Source organism: Streptomyces sp. NPDC111628, from assembly GCF_055635195.1.
The window spans coordinates 682,237-707,583 of sequence record NZ_JBVKBZ010000003.1; the positions used below are offsets into that span (position 1 = coordinate 682,237).

25 protein-coding genes are annotated in these 25,347 nt (G+C 72.5%); 10 read left to right on the plus strand and 15 right to left on the minus strand.

The window, feature by feature from the left end; translation table 11 throughout:
• Positions 1-115: 115 nt before the first annotated feature.
• Complete coding sequence (locus ACZ7MF_RS18045; protein WP_356856064.1) at positions 116-538, plus strand: Zn-ribbon domain-containing OB-fold protein; 423 nt, start codon at positions 116-118, stop codon at positions 536-538.
• A gap of 7 nt (positions 539-545) precedes the next feature.
• Here ACZ7MF_RS18045 and ACZ7MF_RS18050 read toward each other — a convergent pair whose 3' ends face one another.
• Complete coding sequence (locus tag ACZ7MF_RS18050; RefSeq protein WP_471477768.1) at positions 546-953, minus strand: PPOX class F420-dependent oxidoreductase; 408 nt, start codon at positions 951-953, stop codon at positions 546-548.
• 51 nt (positions 954-1,004) lie between these two features.
• A complete protein-coding gene (locus tag ACZ7MF_RS18055; protein ID WP_471477769.1) occupies positions 1,005-2,186 on the minus strand; it encodes a MalY/PatB family protein in 1,182 nt (393 codons plus the stop codon).
• Positions 2,187-2,337: 151 nt separating this feature from the next.
• Between ACZ7MF_RS18055 and ACZ7MF_RS18060 the strand changes: the two genes are divergently transcribed.
• Positions 2,338-3,687, plus strand: coding sequence for a S1 family peptidase (locus tag ACZ7MF_RS18060; protein WP_471477770.1), 1,350 nt, complete (start codon positions 2,338-2,340; stop codon positions 3,685-3,687).
• Between the two features lie 70 nt (positions 3,688-3,757).
• On the opposite strand, the gene ACZ7MF_RS18065 is transcribed toward ACZ7MF_RS18060, so the two are convergent.
• Positions 3,758-3,943 (minus strand): hypothetical protein, encoded by a 186-nt coding sequence (locus tag ACZ7MF_RS18065; RefSeq protein ID WP_003978128.1) that lies wholly within the window; start codon positions 3,941-3,943, stop codon positions 3,758-3,760.
• A gap of 187 nt (positions 3,944-4,130) precedes the next feature.
• Positions 4,131-5,297, minus strand: coding sequence for an ROK family transcriptional regulator (locus ACZ7MF_RS18070; protein ID WP_471477771.1), 1,167 nt, complete (start codon positions 5,295-5,297; stop codon positions 4,131-4,133).
• Positions 5,298-5,467: 170 nt separating this feature from the next.
• On the opposite strand from ACZ7MF_RS18070, the gene ACZ7MF_RS18075 reads away from it, so the two are divergent.
• Genes ACZ7MF_RS18075 through ACZ7MF_RS18090 form a run of 4 tightly spaced genes read left to right on the plus strand, consistent with a single transcriptional unit; the run spans position 5,468 to position 9,906 of the window.
• Complete coding sequence (locus ACZ7MF_RS18075) at positions 5,468-6,364, plus strand: carbohydrate ABC transporter permease (RefSeq protein ID WP_471477772.1); 897 nt, start codon at positions 5,468-5,470, stop codon at positions 6,362-6,364.
• Between the two features lie 44 nt (positions 6,365-6,408).
• The gene (locus ACZ7MF_RS18080; RefSeq protein WP_471477773.1) at positions 6,409-7,314 is read left to right on the plus strand and encodes a carbohydrate ABC transporter permease; all 906 of its coding nucleotides are present in this window, start codon (positions 6,409-6,411) and stop codon (positions 7,312-7,314) included.
• A gap of 10 nt (positions 7,315-7,324) precedes the next feature.
• Positions 7,325-8,665, plus strand: a complete 1,341-nt coding sequence (locus tag ACZ7MF_RS18085; RefSeq protein ID WP_471477774.1) for an ABC transporter substrate-binding protein — start codon at positions 7,325-7,327, stop codon at positions 8,663-8,665.
• 38 nt (positions 8,666-8,703) lie between these two features.
• Entirely contained in the window at positions 8,704-9,906 is a 1,203-nt protein-coding gene (locus ACZ7MF_RS18090; protein ID WP_471477775.1) for a Gfo/Idh/MocA family protein, read from the plus strand.
• A gap of 33 nt (positions 9,907-9,939) precedes the next feature.
• On the opposite strand, the gene ACZ7MF_RS18095 is transcribed toward ACZ7MF_RS18090, so the two are convergent.
• The 5 genes from ACZ7MF_RS18095 to ACZ7MF_RS18115 all read right to left on the minus strand — a co-directional run bounded on the left by ACZ7MF_RS18095 (position 9,940) and on the right by ACZ7MF_RS18115 (position 14,573).
• Positions 9,940-10,635, minus strand: a complete 696-nt coding sequence (locus tag ACZ7MF_RS18095) for a L,D-transpeptidase family protein (RefSeq protein ID WP_471477776.1) — start codon at positions 10,633-10,635, stop codon at positions 9,940-9,942.
• A 175-nt stretch (positions 10,636-10,810) separates the two neighbouring features.
• On the minus strand, positions 10,811-11,611 hold the full coding sequence (locus tag ACZ7MF_RS18100) for an SDR family NAD(P)-dependent oxidoreductase (RefSeq protein WP_471477777.1): 801 nt from the start codon (positions 11,609-11,611) through the stop codon (positions 10,811-10,813).
• A 163-nt stretch (positions 11,612-11,774) separates the two neighbouring features.
• Complete coding sequence (locus ACZ7MF_RS18105) at positions 11,775-12,701, minus strand: SDR family oxidoreductase (protein WP_471477778.1); 927 nt, start codon at positions 12,699-12,701, stop codon at positions 11,775-11,777.
• Between the two features lie 154 nt (positions 12,702-12,855).
• Entirely contained in the window at positions 12,856-13,485 is a 630-nt protein-coding gene (locus ACZ7MF_RS18110) for an MBL fold metallo-hydrolase (RefSeq protein ID WP_471477779.1), read from the minus strand.
• Positions 13,485-14,573, minus strand: a complete 1,089-nt coding sequence (locus tag ACZ7MF_RS18115) for an S-(hydroxymethyl)mycothiol dehydrogenase (RefSeq protein WP_471477780.1) — start codon at positions 14,571-14,573, stop codon at positions 13,485-13,487. The genes ACZ7MF_RS18110 and ACZ7MF_RS18115 overlap by 1 nt, the downstream gene beginning before the upstream one ends.
• A gap of 177 nt (positions 14,574-14,750) precedes the next feature.
• Here ACZ7MF_RS18115 and ACZ7MF_RS18120 point away from each other — a divergent pair, with 177 nt between their 5' ends.
• Positions 14,751-16,505 carry an ABC transporter ATP-binding protein gene (locus tag ACZ7MF_RS18120; RefSeq protein WP_471477781.1) on the plus strand — a complete coding sequence of 585 codons (1,755 nt, stop codon included), beginning with the start codon at positions 14,751-14,753 and terminating at the stop codon, positions 16,503-16,505.
• A gap of 8 nt (positions 16,506-16,513) precedes the next feature.
• Here ACZ7MF_RS18120 and ACZ7MF_RS18125 read toward each other — a convergent pair whose 3' ends face one another.
• A complete protein-coding gene (locus tag ACZ7MF_RS18125) occupies positions 16,514-16,798 on the minus strand; it encodes a hypothetical protein (RefSeq protein ID WP_471477782.1) in 285 nt (94 codons plus the stop codon).
• Positions 16,799-16,979: 181 nt separating this feature from the next.
• Here ACZ7MF_RS18125 and ACZ7MF_RS18130 point away from each other — a divergent pair, with 181 nt between their 5' ends.
• A complete protein-coding gene (locus tag ACZ7MF_RS18130; protein ID WP_471477783.1) occupies positions 16,980-17,345 on the plus strand; it encodes a nuclear transport factor 2 family protein in 366 nt (121 codons plus the stop codon).
• Between the two features lie 27 nt (positions 17,346-17,372).
• Here the strand turns inward: ACZ7MF_RS18130 and ACZ7MF_RS18135 are convergent, their stop codons facing one another.
• Positions 17,373-18,032 (minus strand): TetR/AcrR family transcriptional regulator, encoded by a 660-nt coding sequence (locus ACZ7MF_RS18135; protein WP_471477784.1) that lies wholly within the window; start codon positions 18,030-18,032, stop codon positions 17,373-17,375.
• Positions 18,033-18,232: 200 nt separating this feature from the next.
• On the opposite strand from ACZ7MF_RS18135, the gene ACZ7MF_RS18140 reads away from it, so the two are divergent.
• On the plus strand, positions 18,233-19,486 hold the full coding sequence (locus ACZ7MF_RS18140; RefSeq protein ID WP_471477785.1) for a YncE family protein: 1,254 nt from the start codon (positions 18,233-18,235) through the stop codon (positions 19,484-19,486).
• A gap of 240 nt (positions 19,487-19,726) precedes the next feature.
• On the opposite strand, the gene ACZ7MF_RS18145 is transcribed toward ACZ7MF_RS18140, so the two are convergent.
• Positions 19,727-20,227 (minus strand): metallophosphoesterase family protein, encoded by a 501-nt coding sequence (locus ACZ7MF_RS18145; RefSeq protein ID WP_471477786.1) that lies wholly within the window; start codon positions 20,225-20,227, stop codon positions 19,727-19,729.
• Positions 20,228-20,349: 122 nt separating this feature from the next.
• On the opposite strand from ACZ7MF_RS18145, the gene ACZ7MF_RS18150 reads away from it, so the two are divergent.
• Positions 20,350-20,934 (plus strand): hydrolase, encoded by a 585-nt coding sequence (locus ACZ7MF_RS18150; RefSeq protein WP_471477787.1) that lies wholly within the window; start codon positions 20,350-20,352, stop codon positions 20,932-20,934.
• 19 nt (positions 20,935-20,953) lie between these two features.
• Here the strand turns inward: ACZ7MF_RS18150 and rfbB are convergent, their stop codons facing one another.
• From rfbB to ACZ7MF_RS18165, 3 genes are all read right to left on the minus strand, one after another.
• Complete coding sequence (gene rfbB / locus ACZ7MF_RS18155) at positions 20,954-21,928, minus strand: dTDP-glucose 4,6-dehydratase (RefSeq protein ID WP_471477788.1); 975 nt, start codon at positions 21,926-21,928, stop codon at positions 20,954-20,956.
• A 165-nt stretch (positions 21,929-22,093) separates the two neighbouring features.
• Positions 22,094-22,273 (minus strand): hypothetical protein, encoded by a 180-nt coding sequence (locus tag ACZ7MF_RS18160; RefSeq protein WP_471477789.1) that lies wholly within the window; start codon positions 22,271-22,273, stop codon positions 22,094-22,096.
• Between the two features lie 92 nt (positions 22,274-22,365).
• On the minus strand, positions 22,366-24,825 hold the full coding sequence (locus ACZ7MF_RS18165) for a SpoIIE family protein phosphatase (RefSeq protein WP_471477790.1): 2,460 nt from the start codon (positions 24,823-24,825) through the stop codon (positions 22,366-22,368).
• Between the last annotated feature and the right edge of the window lie 522 nt (positions 24,826-25,347).

The window sequence follows — 25,347 nt, forward strand, 5'->3', positions numbered from 1 at the left end:
TGACACTCAGTGCCATACGCTGTGGTGCGTGCACGGCGGCACGGTGAGCCGCGCACACGCGTGCCCGGTGACCGCGCACGCGGGATTCCGGCCCGAGTGCAGGGAGTTGACCAGCGTGTACCACTCAGGAAACGTCGCTCAGCAGGCGGCCGGCCCCGCGACGGGCCTGCTCGACCCGAGGGCCGAGGACCGGGGCCCGGACACCGAGGCCGTCTTCTACCAGCGCTGCACCTGGTGCGGCACCGCCGTGTACCACCGGGTGCTGTGCCCGGTCTGTCGCGGCAGCGAGCTGCGGACGGAGCGGAGCGAGGGCACGGGGACGGTGCGCCACGCCACGGTGGTGCACCGCAACACCCCGGCCGCACGCAATGTCTCCCTCATCGAGATGGCCGAGGGGTTCGTGCTGCGCGGCCGGGTCATGGGTCCGCTGATCGGCATCCACAGCGGGGACCGGGTGCGCCTGTCCACGGCCAAGGACCCGGTGCGCGGCGAGCCGGTCTTCCAGCTGGTCGACGAGCCGTACCGGGCCTGGACCTGAGGGTGGGTCAGTTCCCGTCCGGTGGTCCGGACGTGAGGGTGACGCGGATTCCCAGGGTGCCGTCGAGCCCGCGGCGCAGCCTGCTGCCGAGCAGGGTGAGCCGGCCGACGACGCCGTACTTGCGGGCGAGCAGCCGCCGGTAGCGGGCGGTGGTGGCCGCGTCGCAGATCTCCGCCGTCCCCGGGACCTGCTCGCCGGTCGGCCTGCCGCGCACGTCGCAGGGTCCGACCAGGACGTCGGCGCGGTTGCGCACGCGTTTGACCTTCCAGGAGTCGGCCACGGTCCAGACGCCGAGCGCGTCCCCGTCCCGCACGACCCACACCGGGGTGGCGACCGGCGTGCCGTTCTTCCGGTACGTGGTGACCAGCAGGTACTTGCCGGCGCCGAGCCGGGCCAGTGACGCGTCGTCGTCCATGCTCCGGAAGTTTACGCACCCGCCACGCGGGTCCCCCGCGTCGCGCCCGCCTCACTCCAGGGCGGCCGCCATCCTCCGCACCGCCTCCGTGAGCACCTCCGGCGAGGTCGCCAGGTTGAGCCGCACATGCCCCGCCCCGCCGCTGCCGAAGGGAATGCCGGAGCTGAGGGCCACCCGGCCCCGGTCGAGGAAGACGTCGGCCGGTTCGTCACCGAGGCCGAGGGCGCGGCAGTCGAGCCAGGCGAGGTAGGTCGCCTCCCCGGTGCGGTGCACGACGCCGGGCAGCCGCTCGGCGAGCAGACCGGTGAGCAGCCGTCGGTTCTCGTCGAGCCCGGCGAGCACGGCGTCCAGCCAGGCGGTTCCGTCGCGCAGGGCGGCGGTGTGGGCGAGGACGCCGATGTGGCTCGGCCCGTGACCGACCTCCTCGGGCATCCGCGCCAGGTCGGCGGCGGCCCCGGGGCCCGCGACGGCCAGGGCCGCCTTGAGCCCGGCGAGGTTCCAGCCCTTGGACGCCGACATCAAGGAGAGGCCGCGCTCGGCGCCGGGCACGCTCAGGTAGGGCACGAACCGCGCCTCGGGGGCGGTGACGACCGGAGCGTGGATCTCGTCGGCGACGACCCGGACGCCGTACCGCTCCGCCAGGGCGGCGACGGCCGCCAGTTCGTCGGCGGTGTGCACGGTGCCGGTCGGGTTGTGGGGGCTGCACAGCAGGAAGGCCGCCCGGCCGCCGCCCGCGACGGCCCGCCGGAAGGCCTCCGCCAGCACGCCGAGGTCGATCCGCAGGTCCGGGCCGAGGGGCGCCTCGACGACGCGCCGGTCCATGTGGGTGACGAACTGGTAGAACGGCGGGTACACCGGCGGGTTGACGATCACCGGGTCGCCGGGCCCCGTGACCAGCTTGAGCATCTCGACGACGCCCAGCATCACGTCGGGCACGATCGCCGTGCGTTCGACGGCCGGGCCGTCCCAGCCCCACCGCTTGCCGGCGAAGGCGGCGAGGGCCTCGGCGTAGGCGGTGCCGACGGGGTAGCCGGTGTCGCCGAGTTCCATGGCGTCGGTGACGGCACGCACGACGGGCCGGGCGAGCGGCACGTCCATCTCGGCCACCCACAGCGGCAGTACGTCCGCCGGGTGGGTGCGCCACTTCATGCTGGTACGTCGGCGCAGCTGGTCCGGCGTGAGTGCGTGCAGGGGGTTCGGTTCACCGGACTGGTCCCACGGGTTGCTGGTCATGGGGCCAAGATAGGACGCGGTGACAGGGCGGGGGAACAAGACTCCGGCCCGGTGAACACCGAGGTTCCCGCCGCCGTATGGGAGGAGGGTGCTCGACGTCCGGAGGCCCCCGCGGCGGCGACGCCGCGCGGTCGGGTTCGGGAGCGCAGGCATGAGGCACGCACGACGACGCATCGTCCGGCGGGTGGCACGGCTGGCGGCCGTCGGCGGGCTGCTGCTCGGGGGGACGATGGTCACCCGGGCCGTGGCGAGTGAGCCCCCCGACGCGTCTGCCGCGCCGCACACCTTGGCGCAGACGCCGTCCGGCGCCGGTGCCGGCCTCGTGTCCCGGCTGGGCACCGATCGTACGGCGGGTCACTGGGTCGGATCCGACGGGCGGCCGGTCGTGGCGGTCACGGACGAGCGCGCGGCCGAGGCGGTGCGGCGGGCGGGTGCGACGGCGAAGCGGGTGCGGCACAGCATGTCCGAGCTGCGGTCGGCGGCCTCGACGCTGCGCTCGGCGCCGCGGGTGACCGGTACGGCGTGGGCGCTGGACTACCGCTCGAACGAGGTGGTGGTCAGCGGAGACCGCACGGTCTCCGGGTCCGACTGGTCGCGGCTGACGGGCGTCGCCGAGGGCATCGGCGGCTTCGTCCGCATGGAGCGTACGGAGGGCACGTTCACCACCCGTCTGAACGGGGCGGAGCCGATCCTGTCCACGGCGGGCCGCTGCTCGGCGGGCTTCAACGTGACCGACGGCACGAGCGACTTCATCCTCACCGCCGGTCACTGCGGCCCGACGGGCTCCGTCTGGTTCGGCGACGGCGCGGGTGACCGGCAGGTCGGCAGGACGGTCGCCGGGAGCTTCCCCGGGGACGACTTCTCCCTGGTGGAGTACGCGAACGGCAAGGCGGGCGACGGCGCCGACGTGGTGGCGGTCGGCGACGGCAAGGGGGTGCGGATCACGGGGGCGGGCGAACCGGCGGTCGGGCAGCGGGTGTTCCGCAGCGGGAGCACCAGCGGGCTGCGCGACGGCCGGGTGACGGCGCTGGACGCGACGGTCAACTACCCGGAGGGCACGGTCACCGGTCTGATCGAGACCGACGTGTGCGCCGAACCCGGGGACAGCGGTGGGCCGATGTTCTCCGAGGGCGTCGCGCTCGGGGTGACGTCGGGTGGCAGTGGCGACTGCGCCAAGGGCGGCACCACGTTCTTCCAGCCGCTGCCGGAGGCCATGGAGTCGCTCGGGGTCCGGCTGATCGTCCCGGGGCGGGAGGGAGCCGCGGCGGGCACCCCCGCACCGGCCGGCCAGGCACCGGGCGCCTCCGGGGCGGGGGCAGCGGCCCCTGTGACGGGCGCCGACGGCTCGACCCTGCTCGCCCGGCTCACCGACCGCCGGAACATAGGACCGGGCCTGCTGGTCGTCGCGGGCAGCCTGGTGGCGCTGGTGGCCACGCGGTGGATTCGCGAAGAGCAGGACCGCAAGGCCTATCGGCGGCGGTACTCGGCGACGTGGGGCTGACCGGGCCGGTACGAGGCTCCGCCCTCCGGCTGCCGGAGGCCGGGACGGCGAGGAGTCTGGGCGACGCCGGTCAGGCGGCCTTCACGGACTCCGGGGCCGCGTTGGCCCACTCCATGACGAGCCGCTGGTACTCCGCGCGCTGCTCGACGCTCAGTGTCCCGCCCGACCGGAGCCACAGGGCCCGGATCTCCTCGTTGACCTCGGCAGCCGATCGCTCGGAGGAGGGTTCAACAGTGGTGGACATGCTGTGAAGCATACGGCGCCCCGCGTGAAGACGATGTGAGTAATCGCGAGCCAAGCGGACATATCGGACCGTGTTACTGATCACGTCCATGCTCTCATCTGTCAAGACCTACCGGCGAGTTCGTTCCCACCAGATGTGTTCCGCCCCACACGGCCCGCCCGTTCGCCCGCCGTTTCGCCCGCCCCTTCACCCCGCCCGCTCACACCGGCGCGGCCCCCAGCACCAGCACCTGGATCGCCAGCACGGCCGCACCCCGGGCCCAGTCGTGGAAGTCGGACACCCGGGTCTCCAGGCCGACCGGCGCGGCCCGCGGATGCCGGTTGTCCCGGACGGCCTCCGCCACCACGTCGCCCGCCACCTCCATCAGCCCGACCCCCTCCCCCGCGAGCAGGATCTTCTGCGGCATCACGAAGTTGGCGATCTGCGCCACCAGGGTGCCCAGCGCCCGCCCGGCCTCCGTCACGACCCGCGCGGCCATGGGCTCCCCGGCGGCGGCGGACGCGAGGATCTCCTCGTAGGTCCGGTCCCGGCCGGTCGCGGCCCGCACCTGGTAGCGCATGTTGGGGATGGTCAGCAGGGAGACGGCGCTGCCGCGCCGCCCGTCGGGGGTGAGCGGCCCGTAGGGGTCGAGGATCCAGTGCCGCCCGAAGCCGCGGTCCTCGTCCCCGGCGTACGGCACCCGCCTGCCGCCCAGTACCAGCCCGTACCCGATGCCGGCGCCGATGGTGAGGACGACGAACCGGTCCAGTCCGCGCCCCGCCCCGAACCAGGTCTCGGCCTCCACGAAGGCGGCGGTGTCGTTCTCGACGACGACGGGCAGCCCGGTGCGCTCCTCCACCGGCGCGGCCAGCGGCACCCCGCGCCAGCCCAGGAAGGGTGACTCGCCGACGACGGCCCGGTCCTCGACGAGCCCGCCCACGCCGATGCCGATCCCGGCGACCCCGGGCCGGCCGCGGGACAGTTCGGCGGTCATGCCGGCCAGCAGGTCGACGACCTCGGCGGGGTCGTGGGTGGCGAGCGCTCGGTCGTGGCGGGCGACGATCTCGCTCCTGAGGGTGGTGACGACGCCGTACACCATGTCCTGAGTGATCTTGAAGCCGAGGAAGTACCGGGAGTCGGCGACCACGTCGAGCGGCTGGGACGGGCGCCCCTGCCGCACTCCGGCCGGGCCGCCGCCCGCCTCCGGGACCTCGACCAGCAGCCGCGACTCGATGAGCGGTTTGGTCAGCCGGGTCAGGCTGCCGGGCGAGAGGCCGAGCCGCCGGGCGATCTCGCTGCGGGAGAGCGGTCCGTGCACGAGGACCTCGATCGCCACGGAGCGTTCCCCGGGGCTCAGGGGCGGCCAGCTTTCGGGACGTGTGGGCATGGGCTCGCGCTCCAGTTTCTTCCACATCGGAAATAACAAGGTCACCCTACGCCCGAGCGACCCCGCGGAGGAGTCGATGAGAGAGGGTGTGCACACCCCCTTGACGACATAATTGTTCTGCCTCGAAAGTAAATGAGATCCGAGCCGCCGCACGCGAGAGGAGTCTCCCGATGGCCGTCGCCTCCAGCAGCCGTGCCGGGAACCGGGGCGACGGACGTCTCGCCGCGGTGTTCGTCGCGCCGGCGCTCCTCGGCTTCGTGGTCTTCCTGCTCTGGCCGACGGTGCGGGGCGTCTACCTGAGCTTCACCCGCTTCAACCTGCTGACCCCGGCCCGGTGGGTGGGCCTGGACAACTACGTGCGGATGGTCCACGACCCCGTCTTCTGGGACTCGCTGCGGGTCACGGTCGTCTACGTGGTCGTCAACATCGGGGTGCAGACGGTGTCGGCGCTGGCCGTCGCGGTGCTGCTCCAGCGGCTCACCCAGTCCGCGGTGCTGCGCGGGATCGTGCTCACGCCGTATCTGATGTCCAACGTCGTGGCCGGCATCGTCTGGCTGTGGATCCTGGACACCCAGCTCGGCATCGGCAACGAGATCGTCGCGGGCCTGGGCCTCGACCGCGTCCCCTTCCTGGCCGACGAGACCTGGGCTATCCCGGTCATCGCGCTGATCAACGTGTGGCGGCACGTCGGCTACACGGCGCTGCTGCTGTTCGCCGGACTCCAGGCCATCCCGAACGACGTGTACGAGGCCGCGAAGGTGGACGGCGCGAGCGAGTGGCGGATGTTCTGGCGGATCACCATGCCACTGCTGCGGCCGGTCCTCGCCGTCGTCCTGATCATGACGGTGATCGGCTCGTTCCAGGTCTTCGACACGGTCGCCGTGACCACCGCGGGCGGACCGGCGAACGCCACCAACGTGCTCCAGTACTACATCTACGGCGCCGCCTTCGGCCGCTTCCAGTTCGGCTACGCCTCGGCGATGTCCGTCGCGCTGCTCGTCGTGCTGAGCGCCATCACCTTCGTCCAGTACCGGCTCACCCGGGCCGGCCGGACCGACCTCGGCTGACGACGCGCCGGCGACGAAGCAGAGACGACGGAGAGGAGAACGGGATGACCGACGCCACGGCACGACGTGGTGGCCGCCGCCTCTCCCCCGGGCGGGTCCTGGCCTGGACGGTGATGGCCGTGATCGTGCTCATCACGCTGCTGCCCTTCTACTGGATCCTGCGCACCGCCCTGTCCACCAACACCGGGCTGGCCGCCCACCCGGCCGATCCGCTGCCGGTCGACCCCACCACGGGCGGCTTCGAGCGGGCGCTGGGGCTCCAGTCCGCCGAGGAGGCGATCGCGCAGGGCGGCGCCGGCGGCGGGCTGAAGTTCTGGCGGTACCTGCTCAACTCGGTGCTCGTCTCCACCCTGATCACCGTCTGCCAGATCCTCTTCTCCGCGATGGCCGCCTATGCCTTCGCCAGGCTGCGCTGGCGGGGCCGGGACACCGTGTTCACCCTGTTCCTGGCCGGGCTGATGGTGCCCGCCGTCTTCACCCTGCTGCCGAACTTCGTGCTCATCAAGGAACTCGGCCTGGTGGACTCCCTGCTGGGCATCGCCCTGCCGACGATGTTCATGACGCCGTTCGCGGTGTTCTTCCTGCGGCAGTTCTTCATGAACGTCCCCCGGGAGGTCGAGGAAGCGGCCCTGCTCGACGGCGCCGGCAAGGTGAGGGTCTTCTTCCGGGTGCTGCTGCCGATGGCGTCGACACCCGTTCTGACGCTGGCCGTGCTGACGTACATCACGTCCTGGAACGACTACTTCTGGCCGCTGATGGTCTCCTACAGCGACAGTTCCCGCGTGCTGACCGTGGCCCTGGCCGTCTTCCGCGCGCAGACCCCGCAGACCGGCACCGACTGGTCGGGCCTCATGGCGGCCACGCTCATCGCGGCGCTGCCCATGCTGCTGCTCTTCGGTGTCTTCGCCCGCCGCATCGTCGGCACCATCAGCTTCACCGGCGTCAAGTGAGGGGACGGACATGCGATTTCGTACGGTCACGGCGCTGACCGGGGCGCTGGTGCTGTCCCTGGTGAGCGGGTGCGCGCAGGGCGGCGGGTCCGGGTCGTCGCGCAACACGGTGACGTACTGGCTCTGGGACGCCAACCAGCTGCCCGCGTACGAGGCGTGCGCGAAGGGCTTCGAGAGGCGCAACCCGGGCCTGGACGTGAAGATCTCCCAGATGGGCTGGGACGACTACTGGACCAAGCTCACGGCGAGCTTCATCGCGGGCACCGAACCGGACGTGTTCACCGACCACATCCAGAAGTTCGGCCAGTTCGCCGATCTGGAGGTGCTGGAACCGCTCGACGGCCTCGGCCTCCAGGACGCCGACTACCAGCCCGGCCTGGCCGCCAGCTGGCTCGGTGCGGACGGCCACCGTTACGGCGCCCCCAAGGACTGGGACACCGTCGCCCTCTTCTACAACGAGCAGCTCGCGACGGAGGCGGGGCTCGGCGCCGAGGAGCTGAACGGCCTCGACTGGAACCCGGGGGACGGCGGCACCTTCGAGAAGGCGATCGCCCACCTGACCGTGGACGCCAACGGCAGGCGGGGTGACGAACCCGGCTTCGACAAGGACCACGTCGAGGTCTACGGCCTGGCCTCGGGCGGCGGCGGGGACGGCGACGGTCAGAGCACCTGGAGCCACTTCGCCGCCTCCGCGGGCTGGACCTACACCGACAAGGAGCGGTGGGGCACCGAGTACCGGTACGACGACGCCACCTTCCAGTCGGTGATCGACTGGTACTTCGGGCTGGCGGACAAGGGCTACCTGGCCCCGTTCACCGACTACTCCCAGTCCAACCAGGCCAACGCCCAGGTGGCCTCGGGCAAGGCGGCCGCCGCCTTCGACGGGGCGTGGATGATCTCGACGTACGCCGGCTTCGAGGACATGGACATCGCCACCGCCGTCACGCCGAAGGGCCCGACCGGCGAACGGGCCACGATGATGAACGGCCTCGCGGACTCCGTGCCCAAGAACGCCGGCAACAAGCCGGGGGCCCTGAAGTGGGTGAAGTACCTGGCCTCCGCGGAGTGCCAGCGCACCGTGGGCGGCTACGGCATCGTCTTCCCGGCCACGCCGGGCGGCACCGGGGCGGCCGTCGCGGCGTACGGGAAGAAGGGCATCGACGTCTCCGCCTTCACCCGGCCGGTGGAGGGCGAGGAGGACTTCCGGACCTTCACGTTCCCGATCACCGAGAACGCGGCGGACGTGTTCGCGCTCATGCACCCCGCCATGCAGGACATCTACGGCGGCGGCAAGCCGGTCGGCAGCCTCGACGAGGCCAACGACCAGATCAATCTCATCCTCGGCCAGTGACGCGACCAGTCACACGAGCAGTGAAGGGCATCCCATCCATGACGTTCTCCCTCGGCATCGTCGGTGCCGGCCAGTTCTCCGGGCAGTTCGCCAGGCTGTTCCGGGCGCACCCGGGCGTACGCGACGTGTACGTCACCGACCTGCTGCCGGAGCGGGCCGAGCGGCTCGCCGCCGCCGAAGGCCTGGCCGGTACCTTCCCGAGCTACGAGGCGATGCTGGAGTCCCGGGCGGTCGACGCCGTCGCCATCTTCACCCAGCGCTGGACCCACGGCCCGCTCGTGCTCCAGGGCCTGGGCGCGGGCAAGCACGTCTACTCGGCGGTCCCCATGGCGATCAGCGCGCAGGAGATCGCGGACATCATCGACGCGGTCAAGGCGACCGGCCTGACGTACATGATGGGTGAGACCAGCCAGTACAACCCGGCGACCGTGCACGCCCGCAACAAGATCGCCGAGGGCGCCTTCGGCAGGCTCTTCTACGCCGAGGGCGACTACGTCCACGACATGGACCTCGGCTTCTACGACGCGTACCGGTACAGCGGCGGCGAGGACTGGAAGGCCACCGCGAGCTATCCGCCGCTGCTGTACCCCACGCACGCGGTGGGCGGGGTGCTGGGCGCCTGGCGGACGCACGCGGTCAGCGTCTCGGCGATCGGCGTGGTGGACGAGCGCGGGGACGGGGTCTTCGACCGGTCGGTCAGCCGGTTCGACAACGACGTGTCCAACGCGACCGCGCTGTTCGAGGTGGCCGGTGGCGGTTCGTTCCGCACGAACGAGTTCCGCCGGGTCGGCTACCCCTCGCACATCAGGGAGTCACGCTTCCGGTTCTTCGGCACGGAGGCGAGCATGGAGCAGCTGGCCACGGTGGCGCTGTGGCAGGACAAGACCGGGGTGGAGGACATCAGCGAACTGCTGGAACCCAAGCCCACCACGTCCCCCGACGACCCGTCGCTCCAGCACATAGCGCCGGAGCTGCGGGCCGCCTTCACCTCGGGTTCGGCGCCGGTGCACGACCGGGCGCGGCTGCCGCGGGCCTACGACCGCATGCACAACGGGCACGAGGGCAGCCACCACTTCCTGGCGGACGACTTCGTGACCGCGGTCAACTCCCGGACGCTGCCGTCCGTGAACGCGTGGGTCGCCGCCCGCTACACCCTGCCGGGCATCGTCGCGCACGACTCCGCACGGCAGGGCGGGGCCCGGCTGGAGATCCCGGACTTCGGGGACGCCCCCGAGCTGTGAGGCGCCGCGGCGCGAGCCGGGCACCCGTGTGCGTCAGGTGCCCGGCTTGCGGCCGTACACGTAGACGTCGTCGCCCTTCTTCAGCAGTGACCAGTACTTCTTGGCGGCGGTCCTGGTCATGTTGACGCAGCCGTGCGAGCCCGGCGGGTTCCACATGCTGACACCGACGGAGTGGAAGGCCTGGCCGCCGTCGAAGAACTGGCTGTAGGGCATCGGCACGTGGTAGATGGTCGAGACGTGGTCGATGTTGCGCCAGTAGACCTTCTTCAGACCGGTGCGGGTCTCGTACCCGTTGCGCCCGGTGCGGACCGGCACCGGCCCGTACACCAGCTTCTTGCCGTCCTGGATCCAGCTCAGCTGGAGGCTGAGGTTCACGCAGGCGATGCGCCCCTTGTTGGTGGGGCACTTGCCGGATTTGTTCGGGTTCTTTCCGACGGCCTTCTGCTTCGTCATCAGGTCCATCACTCCCCAGGTGATGGGGCCCGCGTAGCCGGCGTTGGGCTGGATGCCGTGCTTGGTCTGGAAGGCGCGGACGGCCTTGCAGTCGGCGGTGGACTGCTTGCCGTCGGCCTTGCGGCCGAGGAACTTCTCCACCTTCTTCTGGTACGGGCCCGCCTTCGCGGTGCAGCTCGCGGCCTGGGCCGGGGCCGCCGTGAGCGCGAGTGTGAGCGGTGCCACCAGTGCGGTGAGCCCGAGTGCGACGGCTCCCCGTCTGCGTATGTCCCCCATGGCCGGTCATGCCTTTCGCGTCGAGGCGGTGCGCTGGGCGGAAGGTCGCCTTCGTGCGATCCCGGCATGCTAGACCGCCGTCCGGCGACTTTGGTTGCGTACCGCCTGCCGCCGCGACGCAACCGTGACAAACACCACCGGACCGCACCGGACCGCACCGGACCGCCCTGGTGTGTCAGCCGGAACCCTCCGCCCCCGCGATCGCTCGCCGGAAGCCGGTGTTGACCGCGGTCAGGCCGCCGTCGACCGCCAGGGTGGTCCCGGTGATCCAGGCGGCGTCGCGCGAGGCGAGGAAGGCGACGGCCGCCGCGACGTCCTCGGGCTCGCCGACCCGGCCCAGCGGGTACAGCCCCCGCACCGCCGCCAGTTCCTCGTCCCGGCCCTCCCAGGCCGTGGTGCGTACCGTGCCCGGCGTGACCAGGTTGACACGGACGCCGCGCGGGCCCGCGTGTCCGGCGAGGGTGCGGGTCAGCGAGGCGAGACCCGCCTTGGCCGCGCTGTAGGCGTGGTTGCCGAAGTCCTGCACCCCGTTGACCGAGCCGATGCTCACGATCGCGCCGCGTCCGGAGGCCGCGAGGTGGGGCAACGCTGCCCGGCAGCAGCGATGGGCGCCGGTGAGGGTGACGTCGAGGTCGCGGGCCCAGACCTCGTCCGGCTCGTCCTCGTAGAGCGGGGCGTCCGGAGTACAGGCGAAGGCGTTGTTGACCAGTACGTCCAGTCCGCCGAAGGTCTCCACGGCGTGGGCGACGGCCGTCTCGACGGACGCCCGGTCGCTCACGTCGCAGGCGCACGCGGTCACGTCGAGCCCCTCGCCCGCCAGTGCCGCCGCCGTCCGCCGCGCTGCGACTTGGTCCACGTCGGTCAGCAGTACCCGGGCTCCCTCTGTGGCGAGCCGGCGTGCCGTGGCCGCGCCGATGCCCCGGGCCGCGCCCGTCACGAGTGCCGCGTGGTCGGTGAATCGCCTGGTGTCCGTCATGGGCCAGACGGTAGTACCGCGACGATCACAGGGGCAGACAGCGTGCGCCCCTGTCAGCGTTCTTGCCGCAACTCCCCGCGCTCATGGGCATCGTCATCGGGGCGCTCGGTTCCTACCATGGACATGGAGCGGCTGGCCCCGACGAGAGCCGCGACCGTCCGGCTCAGCGATACCCCGTGACGTCGGCGGGTTTGTCCGCGTCCTGGACCTCCACGAGATAGCGCCAGGCGTCCGGGCGGCTGCCGTCGAGGTCGGTGAAGCCGTACTCCTGGGCGAGCGAGCCGCTGGAGAAGGACCGCCCGTTGAAGCGCGCCACACCGGGGTCGGCGGCGAGGGCGGCGACGGCGCGGCCGACGTAGCGTGGCGTCTCGGAGATGGCGAAGTGCGGGACGCGGTCGAGGGCGTCGCGCCAGTTCTCCTCGCGCACGCCGAAGTGGTCGAGCATGATCTCCGAACGCAGCCAGCCGGGGGTCAGCGCGACGGCGGTGGCGCCGCGCGGTCCCACCTCGTGCCCGAGGGAGAAGGCCATCCGCAGGACGGACGTCTTGGCGAGGTCGTAGAAGAACGAGTTGCGGTAGTGGTCGCGGTTGTAGGCGTCGGTGCCGTCGGTGACCTCGACGACCAGTCCGCCGGGCCTGCGCAGCAGCAGCGGCAGCGCGTGGTGGCTGGTGATGGCGTGGGTCTCGACGGCGAGCCGCAGCAGCCGGAGGCCGTTGTCGAGGTCGTGCTCCCAGACGGGGCTGTCCCACTCGAAGAGGGTCTCGCCGCCCCAGATGTCGTTGACCAGGATGTCGAGGCGGGCCTGTTCGCTGGCGATCCGGTCGACGACGGTGGCGACCTGCGTCGGGTCGAGGTGGTCGGCGGGTACCGCGATGCCGTGGCCGCCCGCCTCGGTGACCAGGTCGGCGGTGTCCTCGATGGTCTCGGGACGGTCGTACTCCGAGCGCCGGGCGCGGGTGCTGCGGCCGGTGACGTAGACGGTGGCGCCGGCCGCGCCCAGTTCGACGGCGATGCCCCGTCCGGCGCCGCGGGTCGCCCCGGCGACCAGTGCGACCCTGCCCGCCAGCGGACCTTTCGATGACCCTGTCATGTCCGGCTTCCGTTCCTCTCCCACACGTCCCGCACGAGCGATGTCGTGTTCGAGAGTGCCCGGGAAGCCGGACATCTTCTGTCACCTTTACCGCGTGTCCCCGCGTTCACGCGTTTACGCATTTTCCGGGGCTCTCTCGGAGGCGACCGCCCGGTCAGTGCCCGCGCTTGATCCACTCCTCCAGGTGCGGGGCCTCGGCGCCGATGGTCGTGGAGTCGCCGTGACCGGTGCGGACCTCGGTCTCGGGCGGGAGGACGAGCAGTTTGTCGCGGATGGAGTCGATGATGGTCGGGAAGTGGGAGTAGGAGCGGCCGGTGGCGCCCGGTCCGCCCTGGAAGAGGGTGTCGCCGGTGAACACGGTGCCGAGACCGGGGTCGTGGAGGCAGACCGCGCCGGGTGCGTGGCCGGGGGTGTGCAGGACGGTCAGGTCGGCGCCGGCGGCCTCGATGACGAGGCCGTCGGTCAGCCACGCGTCCGGGTCGCGGTCGGGGTGGGTCTGCTGCCACAGGGGCAGGTCGTCGCGGTGCAGCCAGATGGTGGCGCCGGTGCGCTCGGCGAGCGCGGGCGCGGCGCCCACGTGGTCGTTGTGGGCGTGGGTGCACACGATGGCGGTGAGCCGCCGGTCCCCGACGGCCTCGGCGATCGCGTCGGCGTCGTGGGCCGCGTCGATGACCACCACCTCGTGATCGTCGCCGACCAGCCAGACGTTGTTGTCAACGTCCCAGGTGCCGCCGTCGAGGCTGAACTGCCCGGAGGTGACGAGGCGTTCGATGCGGGGAGCCATCAGAGCACCACCACCGAACGCAGCACGTCACCGGCGTGCATCCGGTCGAAGGCCTGCTCTACCTCGTCGAGCCGGATGGTCTCGGTGACGAACTTGCCGAGGTCCAGGCGGCCCTGGAGGTGGAGGTCGATCAGCATCGGGAAGTCGCGGGAGGGCAGGCAGTCGCCGTACCAGGAGGACTTGAGCGAGCCGCCGCGCCCGAACACGTCGAGGAGGGGCAGCTCCAGCTTCATCTCGGGCGTGGGCACGCCGACCAGGACGACGGTGCCGGCCAGGTCGCGGGCGTAGAAGGCCTGCCGGTAGGTCTCCGGTCGGCCGACGGCCTCGATGACGACGTCGGCACCGAAGCCGCCGGTCAGCTCGCGGATCGCCTCGACCGGGTCGGTGGCACGGGAGTTGACGGTGTGGGTGGCGCCCATGGAACGGGCGGTCTCCAGCTTGCGGTCGTCGATGTCCACGGCGATCACCTTCGAGGCGCCCGCCAGGTACGACCCGGCGATCGCCGCGTCGCCGACGCCGCCGCAGCCGATGACGGCGACGGTGTCGCCGCGGCCGACGTTGCCGGTGTTGATGGCGGCGCCGATGCCGGCCATCACGCCGCAGCCGAGGAGACCCGCCACCTCCGCGGAGACGGCCGGGTCGACCTTGGTGCACTGTCCGGCGGCGACCAGGGTCTTCTCGGCGAAGGCGCCGATGCCGAGCGCCGGGGACAGCTCCTGACCGGTCGATGCGAGGGTCATCTTCTGCTCGGCGTTGTGGGTGTCGAAGCAGTACCAGGGCCGTCCGCGCAGACAGGCCCGGCACGTGCCGCACACGGCACGCCAGTTGAGGATCACGAAGTCGCCGGGGGCCACGTCGGTGACACCGGCGCCGACCGACTCCACGACGCCCGCGGCCTCGTGGCCGAGCAGGAACGGGAACTCGTCGTTGATGCCGCCCTGCTTGTAGTGCAGGTCGGTGTGGCACACCCCGCAGGCCTGGATCTTGACCACGGCCTCGCCCGGGCCGGGGTCCGGCACGACGATCGTCTCGATCCGCACCGGCTCGTCCTTGCCCGGCGCGATCACGCCGCGTACTTCCTGCGCCATGGTCCTGACCCCTTCCTCGGCCGTTCAGCGTTCCCCCAGACCCTACGCGCAAGTGATCGGAAAGGGGCAGGTGACAGGGCGGTTCGCGGAGTTCGGGTGGCCTCGCGCGGACCGGCGCGTCGTGGCGTCGGGCGCCGACGTAGCCTGAGTGCCCCGTCCGTGTGCAGAAGGAGCGACGTGACCACCGCGCAGCCTCAGACCGGTACGCCCGCCTGGCGGCTGCTCCTGTCCTACGTACGACCACACCGCACGGCCCTGTTCGCGGGCGCGTTGCTCTCCCTGGTCACGGGCGCCACCGGGCTGCTGCTGCCGCTGGTGGCGCGGGAACTGATCGACGACCTGGCGCACGACCGGACCATCACCGGGGCGCTGCTGGCCATGTCGGGGCTCGTGGTCGCCAACACGGCGCTGGGCGCGCTGGGTTCCTATGTGCTGCGGCGCACCGCGGAGTCGGTGGTGCTCGGGGCGCGGCGCACCCTGTCGTCGTATCTGCTGCGGCTGCGGATCGCGGCGGTGGACCGCACCGAGCCCGGTGACCTGATGGCCCGGATCACCTCCGACACGACGCTGCTGCGCGAGGTGACCACCGACTCCCTCATCGGCCTCGGCACCGGCGGGCTGACGCTGGTGGCGACGCTGGTGATGATGGGCGTCGTCGATCCCGTGCTCCTCGGGGTGACGCTGGCGGTGGTACTGGGCGCGGGCACGGTGCTGGGGCTGATCGTGCCGCGCATCAACCGGGCGAGCCGGCAGGCCCAGGACGCGGTGGGCGTGATGGGCGCCGCGCTGGAGCGGATCCTCGGCGCGCTGCGGACGGTGAAGGCGTCGGGCGCCGAGCCCCGGGAGGAGCGGGTGCTGCACGAGGCCGCCGAGGAGTCCTGGCGGCAGAGCGTGCGCGCCGCCAAGTGGTCGGCCGCCGCGGGCAACACGGCGGGGCTCGCGATGCAGATCGCCTTCATCACGGTGCTCGCGGTGGGCGGGGCGCGGGTGGCGACGGGAGCGATCGACGTGGGCACGCTGGTCGCGTTCCTGCTGTTCGTCTTCTATCTGATGTCCCCGATCCAGCAGGTCGTCGGCGCGATCACGCAGTACCAGACGGGCCGGGCGGCGCTGGGCCGGATCCAGGACGCGCTGCGCCTGCCCGCGGAGCCGCAGGCCCGGCCGGTCCCGCTGCCGTCGCCGGGCGCGCCACCGGCGTCCGTCGCCTTCCGCGAAGTCCGCTTCCGCTACGCCGACGATCTTCCCTACGTCCACCACGGGGTGAGCTTCGAGGTGCCCGCCCGCGGGATGACGGCGTTCGTCGGTCCGTCCGGTGCGGGCAAGACCACCGTCTTCTCCCTCGTCGAGCGGTTCTACGACCCGGGCTCCGGGGAGATCACGCTGGACGGCCGGAGCCTCGGCGACTGGGAACTGTCCTCGCTGCGGGCCTCGATCGGCTACGTGGAGCAGGACGCCCCGGTGCTGTCCGGTTCACTGCGGGACAATTTGCTGCTGGGCAATCCGGAGGGGGACGAGGCGACCCTCGCCGCGGTGCTGAAGACGACCCGCCTGGACGGTCTGGTCGAACGGCTGCCGAACGGGCTGGAGACGCTCGTCGGGCATCGGGGCACCAAGCTGTCCGGGGGTGAGCGCCAGCGGGTCGCCATCGCCCGTGCGCTGTTGCGCCGGCCGCGTCTGCTGCTGCTCGACGAGGCCACCTCGCAGCTGGACGCGGTCAACGAGGCGGCGCTGCGCGACACCGTGGCGGACGTGGCCCGGACGACGACGGTGCTGGTGGTCGCGCACCGGCTGTCCACGGTGACGGCGGCGGACCGGATCGTGGTGATGGACGCGGGGCGCGTGCGTGCGGTCGGCACGCACCGGGAGCTGGTGACCGCCGATCCGCTGTACGCGGAGCTGGCGGCCACCCAGTTCCTGGCGACCGGTGGCTGACGCGGGCGTCAGCCCAGGGCGGGGACCACGCCGAAGACGGGCGAGACCAGGCCGGTGACCTGCTGGAGTTGCTGGAGGTCCTGGAGCCGGTGCAGCTGCTGGGACGGGAGCGGCATCCGCGCCCGGTCCTCGGCGGGCATGTCACCGACCGCGAGCGAGTCGAGGGTGTTGGTCACGCTGAGCTTCTCCGTGCCCAGCGGACCCCCGCCGGCCGCGCTCGCCATCGGGGCGGCGAGGCCGCTGACACCGGCGGCGAGCCCGACGACGGCGACGATACGTCGTGTTGAGATCATGTGCTGAGCAACGCGGGCGGGCATGGCGTGGACACGGGCGGGCGGCACCGCTCACCCGTGAGGACCAGTGTCACGGTCACCGTTGCCGTGGCCGCCGGGACGGAGGAAGCTCGAAGGGAGAGGGCCGAGGCGGCCCGTTCGGGCTCCGGGTCGCGGCCCTCGACGTCCGAAGGAGGTCGTCATGGCTACCACGGCAGGCCCCGGCTTCGACACCGAAGCGCTGCGCCGGGGCATCGAAGGAGAGACGGCGGCACCCCTGTTGTCGCTGTACGCGCCGGACGCGGAGGTCCGCATCGTCGACCGGTACGACCAGCCCAGCCGTCCCAAGGTCCTGCACGGCCGGGACGAGATCGCCGAGATGCTCGACGACGTCTACGGCCGCGACATGACCCACCGGATGGCACGCTGCGTGGTCCAGGGCGACCAGGTCGCGTTCGCCGAGGAGTGCACCTATCCGGACGGCGTGCGGGTGCTCGCGGAGTCGATGCTGTCGCTGCGGGACGGTGAGATCGTCGAGCAGGTCATGATCCAGGCCTGGGACGAGTAGCCGGCGGTCGGCCGACGGGCGGGCCGGTCAGTCCTCCGCGGGCGGGCCGGGCGGGCGCAGGACGGCCAGGAGCTGGTGGACCAGTTCGTCGACGACCTCGTCGAGGGTCGCGTCCACCCAGCCCGCGCTGTAGTCGTGCAGCAGGCCGTTGACGCCGCCGATGAACGCGGTGGCGGCGAGCCGGTAGTCGCGGGGCGCCGCCTGCCCGCGTACGGCGGCCGACCGGGCCTCCGCGCAGATGAGGTCGACCCAGCGGGCCCGGCGGGCCAGCCGCTGTTCCTCCAGGCGCGGGCTGACGCCGACGATCTCCACGAAGGTGATGCGGACGCGGCGCGGATCGGCGGTGACGTGGGCGGCGTAGGCGCGGAAGATCACGGCGGCGCGGTCGGCGAGGGGCAGGCCGCGGGCGCCCGCGGCCGCGGTGCGGACGGCGTCCTCGGCCCAGGCGTTGACCTGGAGGTGGAGCGCGGCGAGCACGTCCTCCAGGGTGCGGAACTCCTCGTAGAACTGGCGGGTGGACAGACCTGCGGCGTCGCTGAGGGCCGCGACGGTCGTGGCGCGGTAGCCGGGGCTGTCGCCGAACAACTGGAGCGCGGCGTCGAGGAAGCGCCGACGGCGCTCGGCCTGGCGCTGCGCGGCCGACTTGCCGCCGTAGCGGCCCGTCGGCGCCCTGAGCCTGCCCGCCACCCGCTGCCTCCTCCTTCGCGCCAACTCCTCGCTCTCCGGCCGATTTTGTCGGGTCCGGGGCCTTGTGGAGAAGGGCACTCCTTCCTTACTTTGCAGTAAGTTCACTCTGAAAGCGGCTGTGTTCAGTTTGCGCGCTCCCGCGCGCCGGCACCCCGTGCTCCAGCACCCCCACACCACGCCCCCTGCCGGAGGAGAGCACCATGCCCGCCTTCCCGACCAGGCACCTCGGCGCCGTAGCCGCCGCCCTCGCCCTCACCGTCGCCGCCCCCGCCGCCACGGCCTCGGCCGCTCCGGACGCCCCCGCCGGCCTGCGCGAGGTGATGTTCGTCGGCAACAACTGGGACGGCACCGCGGACGTCATCCGGTCCACCGGTGACTTCGCGAGGATCGGCCGGATCGACGTCGTCCCGGACCGGACGGAGCGGATGGCGGAGATCAACGCCGATCCGATCAAATGGATCTACTTCCAGGCCATCCGCAACGGCGTCGGCGAGGGACACGACCAGCTCGTCGACGACATGTACTCGACGCCGGACGGCGCGTCCGTGGTCGTCTCCCGGCCGAGCTTCGCCGACGTGGTCTCCGTCGACCTCGCCACCGGCGACATCAACTGGCGCTTCCCCGTCTCGGGCTACCGCTCCGACCACATGGCGGTCTCCCCCGACGGCACCCGGGTCGCGGTCTCGGCGTCGACCTCGAACACCGTGCACGTCCTCGACATCGAGACGGGTGAGCAGGTCGGCTCGTTCGGCACCGGCGACAAGCCGCACGAGAACATCTTCAGCAGCGACGGCAGGTACATCTGGAACATGTCCATCGGCGAGGTGAACACCGCGCTCGACGCCCCCTGGCTCGACTGGACGAAGGGCGACCGGCGCATCACGGTCGTGGACGCGAGGACGTACGAGCGGGTCAGGGTCGTCGACATGCGCGAGCGGCTCGACGCGATCGGCCTCGGCGACCACTCGGACGCGGTGCGGCCCGCCGTCTTCTCGCCCGACGAGTCGAAGCTGTACTTCCAGGTCTCGTTCTTCAACGGCTTCTTCGAGTACGACGTGGCCGGGGACCGGATCACCCGGACGAAGACCCTGCCGAAGAATCCCGCCACCAGCGAGGACCGCACCACCTGGGTCAACGACTCGCGCCACCACGGTCTCTCGATGAGCCCGGACGGCGCCAAAATCTGCGTCGCGGGCACGATGGACGACTACGCGACGGTGGTGGACCGCGACACCCTCCAGGAGGGTCCGCTCGTGCCCGCGGCCAAGCCCTACTGGGCCACGGTCAGCGGCGACGGCACGCACTGCGTGGTCTCCGAGAGCGGCGCCGACCAGGTGACGGCCATCGACTTCGCCACCGGCGAGAAGTCGGTCTCCGTCCCCGTCGGCGATCACCCGCAGCGGGTCCGCATCGGCCAGGTGGCGGCGGACTGGACGGGGCCGTCGGCCGGCTGAGGCGCCACGCGGTCCGGGCCGGGCGGATCGCCCCCGCACACATGTGTGAGCCTGCCCGGCACGGGTAGTCGCCCGGCAACGGACGAGGCATGCATGCCCTCGACACCACTGCCCCGGAAGGAGGTCCGTGACAGCGCACTCCAGAAGAAGCGCCCGGGCCGCTTCCTCCGACACGGAGCGGCCCGGTCCGCACCGGGCGGCGCCCTCACGGGTGCCGCCCGTCCCGCTGGGGGCCGCTGCTCACCGTGGCGGCAGCCGGTGCAGCTCGACGTCCCGCAGTCGGCCGTCGGCGACCGTGGCGGTCAGGTAGGTGTGGTGCGGCTGACGGCGCCGGTCCGTCGGCGAACCGGGGTTGAGCAGTCGCAGGCCGGTGGCGGTGGTGGTGTCCCAGGGGATGTGGCTGTGCCCGAAGACGAGGACGTCCAGGTCGGGGAAGCGGGCGGCGCAGCGCGCCTCCCGTCCCTGTGCGGCGCCCGTCTCGTGGACGACGCCGAAGCGCAGGCCGCCGAGGTCCGCGTACGCCACCTCGGGCAGCCGGGCACGCAGCGCGGGTCCGTCGTTGTTGCCGTGGACGCCGACGAGTCTGCGGCTGCGGCTCTCCAGCAGGTCGAGGGTGGCCGTGTCGACCCAGTCCCCCGCGTGCAGGACGACGTCCGCGCGCGGAATCTCCGCCAGCAGCGGCGCCGGCAGTTCTTTCGCGCGCTTGGGCAGGTGGGTGTCGGACGTGATCAGCAGACGCACGCGGTCCAGCTTAATCGACAGGTAAAACTGTGCAGGCTTAGCTGGACAGTTTTACCTGTCGAACTTACGGTGGGGTCGACCGCGGCCGAACCGCGTGAGAACCATCCGAAAGGCACCGCCTCATGACCATCACCGCCCTGGACCCCCGTACCGCCCTCGTCGTGATCGACCTCCAGGCCGGTATCGTCGCCGCGCCCACCGAGCCCCACACCGGCGCCGAGGTCGTGGCCCGGAGCGCCGAGCTGGCCGAAGCCTTCCGGGCCCGCGACCTGCCCGTGGTGCTGGTCCGGGTCTCCTTCGCCGCCGACGGGGCGGACGCCGTGCCCGGTCGCACGGAGGCGGGCGGCGCCGGCGGGCCGCGGCCCGAGGGCTGGGACGTCGTCGTCGACGAACTGGCCGGGCACCCCGGCGACCTCACCGTCACCAAGCGCAACTGGGGCGCCTTCCACGGCACCGGCCTCGACGTCCAGCTGCGCCGCCGCGGCGTCACCCAGATCGTGCTGACCGGCATCGCGACCAGCATCGGTGTGGAGTCCACCGCCCGCGCCGCCCACGAGCACGGCTATCACGTCACGCTCGCGACCGACGCCATGAGCGACATGAGTGCCGAGGCGCACCGGGGCAGCGTCGAGCGGATCTTCCCGCGCCTGGGCGAGACGGGCACGACGCGGGACATCCTGGACCTGCTGGCCAAGACGCACGGCTGACCCGTCCGGACCAGGCCCGTCAGCCCGCGTCGGCGCGCCGCTCCGGCGGCTCCCACCAGGCCCGGTTGTCCCGGTACCAGGCGACGGTCTCGGCCAGCCCGGTCGCGAAGTCGCGGCGGGGGCGGTAGCCCAGCTCCTCGCGGGCCTTGCTCCAGTCGACCGAGTAGCGCAGGTCGTGGCCCTTGCGGTCCTCGACGTGCACGACGCGGTCCGCCCCCGCGCCGCAGGCGTCCAGGAGCAGGCCGGTGAGGTCGCGGTTGCTCAACTCGGTGCCGCCGCCGATGTTGTAGACCTCGCCGGCCCGGCCGCGGGTGCGGACCAGGTCGACGCCCCGGCAGTGGTCGTCGACGTGCAGCCAGTCGCGGACGTTGCGGCCGTCCCCGTACAGCGGGACCCGGTGGCCGTCCAGGAGACGGGTGACGAACAGCGGCACGAGCTTCTCGGGGAACTGGTGCGGGCCGTAGTTGTTGGAGCACCGGGTCACCCGTACGTCGAGGCCGTGGGTGCGGTGGTAGGAGAGGGCCAGCAGGTCGCCCGACGCCTTCGAGGCGGAGTACGGGGAGCTCGGCCGCAGGGGGTGCTCCTCGGTCGCCGAGCCGGAGCCGACGGAGCCGTAGACCTCGTCGGTGGAGACGTGCACGAAGGGCCCCACGCCATGGCGCAGGGCGGCGTCCAGCAGGTTCTGGGTGCCGACGACGTTGGTGAGGACGAAGTCGGAGGCGGCGTGGATGGAGCGGTCCACGTGGGACTCGGCGGCGAAGTGCACCACCTGGTCGGCCCCGGCCGTCAGCTTGTCCACGAGCGCCGCGTCGCGGATGTCGCCGTGCACGAACTCCAGCCGGGGGTGGGCGAGTTCGAGGTTCGCGGTGGTTCCGGCGTAGGTGAGGGCGTCCAGCACGGTGATCCGCAGTGCGCCGGGCGTCTCGGAGGCGAGCAGCCTGCGGACGTACCGGGAGCCGATGAATCCGGCGGCGCCGGTGACCAGGATGTTCATGAGCGGATCCGTGCCTCGTCGCGGGCTCCGTGCCCTCGTGCGGGTGGTGCGGGACGCCTGAGACGGTACCGGCGCGCCCCTCGCGGTCCGCGACCGCCCCGGAACGCGCACCGCGCCGGCGCGAAGGCCGGCGCGCTGGGCGGTGTCACCACCCTCGGGGCTCGGTCAGTCCTCGCCCCGGACGATGTTCGACTCCTGACCCGATTGCGGTGCGCGGACGGTGCTGCCGTCCTCCACGGCGGGTACACAGGTGCGCATCACGCCCCTGCTCCGCAGGCGGCGGGCCTTCGACCAGCCTGTCTCCAGCCGACGGACGACGGGTTTGCCGCCGGTGTCCGTGGTCACGGGGCATCATCTTCCTTCTGGTTCCGCTTCTGGTTCCGCTTCTGGTGCGCTCGCCCCTCCGGGTCCCCGAGCGGGGCACCGTGAAACCGGGGTCAGCCGCCGCCCACCGGGATCTCGCTCCACACCTGCTTGCCCCCGCTGACCGGCAGCGTCCCCCAGGTCGCCGACATCGCCTCGACGAGGAGGATGCCGCGTCCGCCCGTCGCCTCCCAGCCGATGCTGGTCGGCTTGACGGGCGTGCGCGGCGAGGCGTCGGCGACGGCCACCCGCAGCCGTCCGCCGATCAGCGTGAGGTCGAGCCGTACCTTGCCGTCGGTGTGCACCAGGGCGTTGGTGACCAGCTCGGAGACGATCAGGAGCACTCCGTCGATGTCGTCGTCCGCTACGCCCCAGGTGCGCAGGGTGCGCCGGGTGAAGCGGCGGGCGTGCCGCACGGCCTCGGGGAGCCGCCACACCGACCAGCTCTCCCGCAGCGGGCGCAGGGCCATCCCGTCGTAGCGCACCAGCAGCAGGGCCACGTCGTCGTTGCGGCGCGCGTTGCCGAGCAGGGCGTCGGCGACGAGTCCGAGGTGGCCGGGGGCGGAGACGGCCAGCGCGTGCGCGAACCGGTCCATGCCCTCGTCGATGTCCGACTCCGGCGTCTCCACCAGGCCGTCCGTGGTGAGGGCGATCAGCGTACCGGGACGCAGCCGCAGCGGGCTCATCGGGAAGTCGGCCTGGGTCACCACGCCGAGCGGCGGGCCGCCCTCCACCTCCGCGATCTCGGTGCTGCCGTCGGGGTGGCGCAGCACCGGCGGCAGGTGCCCCGCACGCACGCACCAGGCGGAGCCCTCCTCCATGTCGAGGTCGACGTAGACGCAGGTGGCGAAGAGGTCGGTCTCCATGCCGGTGAGCAGCCGGTTGGCGTGGGAGACCACGACGTCCGGCGGGTGGCCCTCGACGGCGTAGGCGCGCAGGGCGGTGCGCATCTGGCCCATGAGGGTGGCCGCGCCGGCGCTGTGGCCCTGGACGTCGCCGATGACGAGGGCGACGTGATGATCGGGCAGCGGGATCACGTCGTACCAGTCGCCGCCCAGCTCCAGGCCCGCCGTGCTGGGCAGGTAGCGGGCGACGGCGACCGCGCCGGGCAGCTTGGGCAGGCGGCGCGGCAGCAGCTGGCGCTGGAGCATGCCGACCAGCTCGTGCTCGGCGTCGAAGGCGTGGGCGCGCATCAGGGCCTGCCCGGCCAGGCCCGCGGAGGCGGTGAGCAGGGCGCGCTCGTCGGGGCCGAAGTCGTGCGGCGTGTCCCAGCCGATCAGGCAGGCACCGGCCATGCGTCCGCCGGCGGGCAGCGGCAGCACGGCGAGGCCGCCGGGGCCGACGTCGGCGAGGGCCGGCTCCAGGTCCCCGGTGCCGGCGGGCCAGATCCGGGCGCGTCCCTCGCGCAGCGCGGCGGCCAGGGTGGGCATGGCCCGTACCGGTGCGTCCGGCCACTCGGTGCGCCATTCCAGCCGCCACAGTTCGGGCCAGGACTCGGGGTCGGGCGGGTCCAGGACGGTGACGACGAGCCGGTCGTTCTCCAGCTCGGCCAGCGCGATGCGGTCGGCCCTGAGCGGTCTGCGCAGGGCGGCGACGACGGCCTGGCTGACGTCGCGGACGGTCCCGGCGGTGGCGAGCGCGGCGGCCAGTCGCTGGACGCGGGCGACGTCGGTCACGTCCGGGCGCAGGGTGGAGGCGTCGGCGACGGTGCCGACCAGGAGGGCCGGCCGGCCGTCGCCGCCGGGAAGCAGGCGCCCGCTGAGCCGCAGCCACTTCGGCGGGCCGGTGGGCTGCAGCACCCGGAACTCCAGCTCGCGCTCGCCGATCGTCATGTGGTCGGACTCGGTCACCGACATCAGCGACGGCAGGTCCTCCGGCACGGTGAGGCCGAGCAGCGTCTCGACCTTGCCGTCGAACTCCCCGGGGGCGAGTCCGAACAGCCGCAGGATGTCGTCGCCGACCTCCGCCCGGCCGGTGTCCATGGCCAGGGTGAAGGCGTCCGGCTGGAGGTCACCGGCCTCGGCGCGCTCGGCGGTCCCGGCCGGGGCGGGGCAGGTCATCGCCTCGGCGATCACCTCCAGGCACGTACGGTCGTCGGCGTCGAACCCGTCCGGGCGCTCGGTCAGGGCGAGGAGGCAGCCGCCGCCGTCCCCGCGTACGGGCAGAACGGCGAGCGAGAAGCCGCTCGACGGCACATGCCGTGACTCCGCCGATCCGGCGAACTCCTCCGGCCCGATCCACACCGCCTCGCCGGCGCGGTGGGCGTCGGCGACCGGGGAACCGCCGGACGCGGGGTAGCTGTCGCGTACGCCGTACAGGGTGCGGGGCACTCCGGCCGACTCGACCAGGCAGAGCAGCTCGCGGTCGTCGCCCGGTGTGTACAGCGCGGCGAAGGAGGCGCCCGCGAAGACCAGCGCCTGCTCGAGGATCCCGCGCAGCCGCTCCTGCGGCACCGGTCCGGCCGCGATCGCGTTCAGGGCGCCCTCGGCACGCAGCGTCCTCGGTCCGCGTTCCGCAGCGTCCTCTCCGGCCACCTCGCCATTACAGCGCTAATGGGACATCTGCGCAGCCCCTAGGGACCGGGGACCGGCGATCAGAAGCACTCCGGGGCTCGCGGACAGGCACTCCGCGCCCGCGGCCGCTGCACGGAGGAACACGAACCGGTGCGTCTCAGGCGGCCCGGCCCGGGGACAGCCCGGCCGCGCCGAGCCATCCGCGCCCCGCGCCCCCGTCGCACGGGCACGCGGGCCACGGACACCCGCCCCCCGGCTGCCGCCCGCAGACCGACGGCAGATGCGCCAGGCGGCGCGCCCGGCGACAGACCGGCCGCGCCGAGCCGCCCGCACCCCGCGCCCCCGTCGCACGGGCACGCGGGCACGCGGGCCACGGACACCCGCCGCAGACTGCCGCCGCCAGGTCGGCGCGTCCACCGGACACCCGGACCGGCCCGGGGCGCCGCCCGAGCCCACCTAGGGTTTGGCTGTGGCGCGGGGGGGGGCAACATGGTGTTCGCCCGTCAGGCCCAAACCGCCCCCCCCCCCCACGGGAGCACCTTC

Coding starts and splice junctions, on each gene's coding strand:
- ACZ7MF_RS18050 (WP_471477768.1), bottom strand. CDS start 953: ATGGACGACGACGCGTCACTGGCCCGGCTCGGCGCCGGCAAGTACCTG.
- ACZ7MF_RS18055 (WP_471477769.1), bottom strand. CDS start 2,186: ATGACCAGCAACCCGTGGGACCAGTCCGGTGAACCGAACCCCCTGCAC.
- ACZ7MF_RS18060 (WP_471477770.1), top strand. CDS start 2,338: ATGAGGCACGCACGACGACGCATCGTCCGGCGGGTGGCACGGCTGGCG.
- ACZ7MF_RS18065 (WP_003978128.1), bottom strand. CDS start 3,943: ATGCTTCACAGCATGTCCACCACTGTTGAACCCTCCTCCGAGCGATCG.
- ACZ7MF_RS18070 (WP_471477771.1), bottom strand. CDS start 5,297: ATGCCCACACGTCCCGAAAGCTGGCCGCCCCTGAGCCCCGGGGAACGC.
- ACZ7MF_RS18075 (WP_471477772.1), top strand. CDS start 5,468: ATGGCCGTCGCCTCCAGCAGCCGTGCCGGGAACCGGGGCGACGGACGT.
- ACZ7MF_RS18080 (WP_471477773.1), top strand. CDS start 6,409: ATGACCGACGCCACGGCACGACGTGGTGGCCGCCGCCTCTCCCCCGGG.
- ACZ7MF_RS18085 (WP_471477774.1), top strand. CDS start 7,325: ATGCGATTTCGTACGGTCACGGCGCTGACCGGGGCGCTGGTGCTGTCC.
- ACZ7MF_RS18090 (WP_471477775.1), top strand. CDS start 8,704: ATGACGTTCTCCCTCGGCATCGTCGGTGCCGGCCAGTTCTCCGGGCAG.
- ACZ7MF_RS18095 (WP_471477776.1), bottom strand. CDS start 10,635: ATGGGGGACATACGCAGACGGGGAGCCGTCGCACTCGGGCTCACCGCA.
- ACZ7MF_RS18100 (WP_471477777.1), bottom strand. CDS start 11,611: ATGACGGACACCAGGCGATTCACCGACCACGCGGCACTCGTGACGGGC.
- ACZ7MF_RS18105 (WP_471477778.1), bottom strand. CDS start 12,701: ATGACAGGGTCATCGAAAGGTCCGCTGGCGGGCAGGGTCGCACTGGTC.
- ACZ7MF_RS18110 (WP_471477779.1), bottom strand. CDS start 13,485: ATGGCTCCCCGCATCGAACGCCTCGTCACCTCCGGGCAGTTCAGCCTC.
- ACZ7MF_RS18115 (WP_471477780.1), bottom strand. CDS start 14,573: ATGGCGCAGGAAGTACGCGGCGTGATCGCGCCGGGCAAGGACGAGCCG.
- ACZ7MF_RS18125 (WP_471477782.1), bottom strand. CDS start 16,798: ATGATCTCAACACGACGTATCGTCGCCGTCGTCGGGCTCGCCGCCGGT.
- ACZ7MF_RS18130 (WP_471477783.1), top strand. CDS start 16,980: ATGGCTACCACGGCAGGCCCCGGCTTCGACACCGAAGCGCTGCGCCGG.
- ACZ7MF_RS18140 (WP_471477785.1), top strand. CDS start 18,233: ATGCCCGCCTTCCCGACCAGGCACCTCGGCGCCGTAGCCGCCGCCCTC.
- ACZ7MF_RS18150 (WP_471477787.1), top strand. CDS start 20,350: ATGACCATCACCGCCCTGGACCCCCGTACCGCCCTCGTCGTGATCGAC.
- rfbB (WP_471477788.1), bottom strand. CDS start 21,928: ATGAACATCCTGGTCACCGGCGCCGCCGGATTCATCGGCTCCCGGTAC.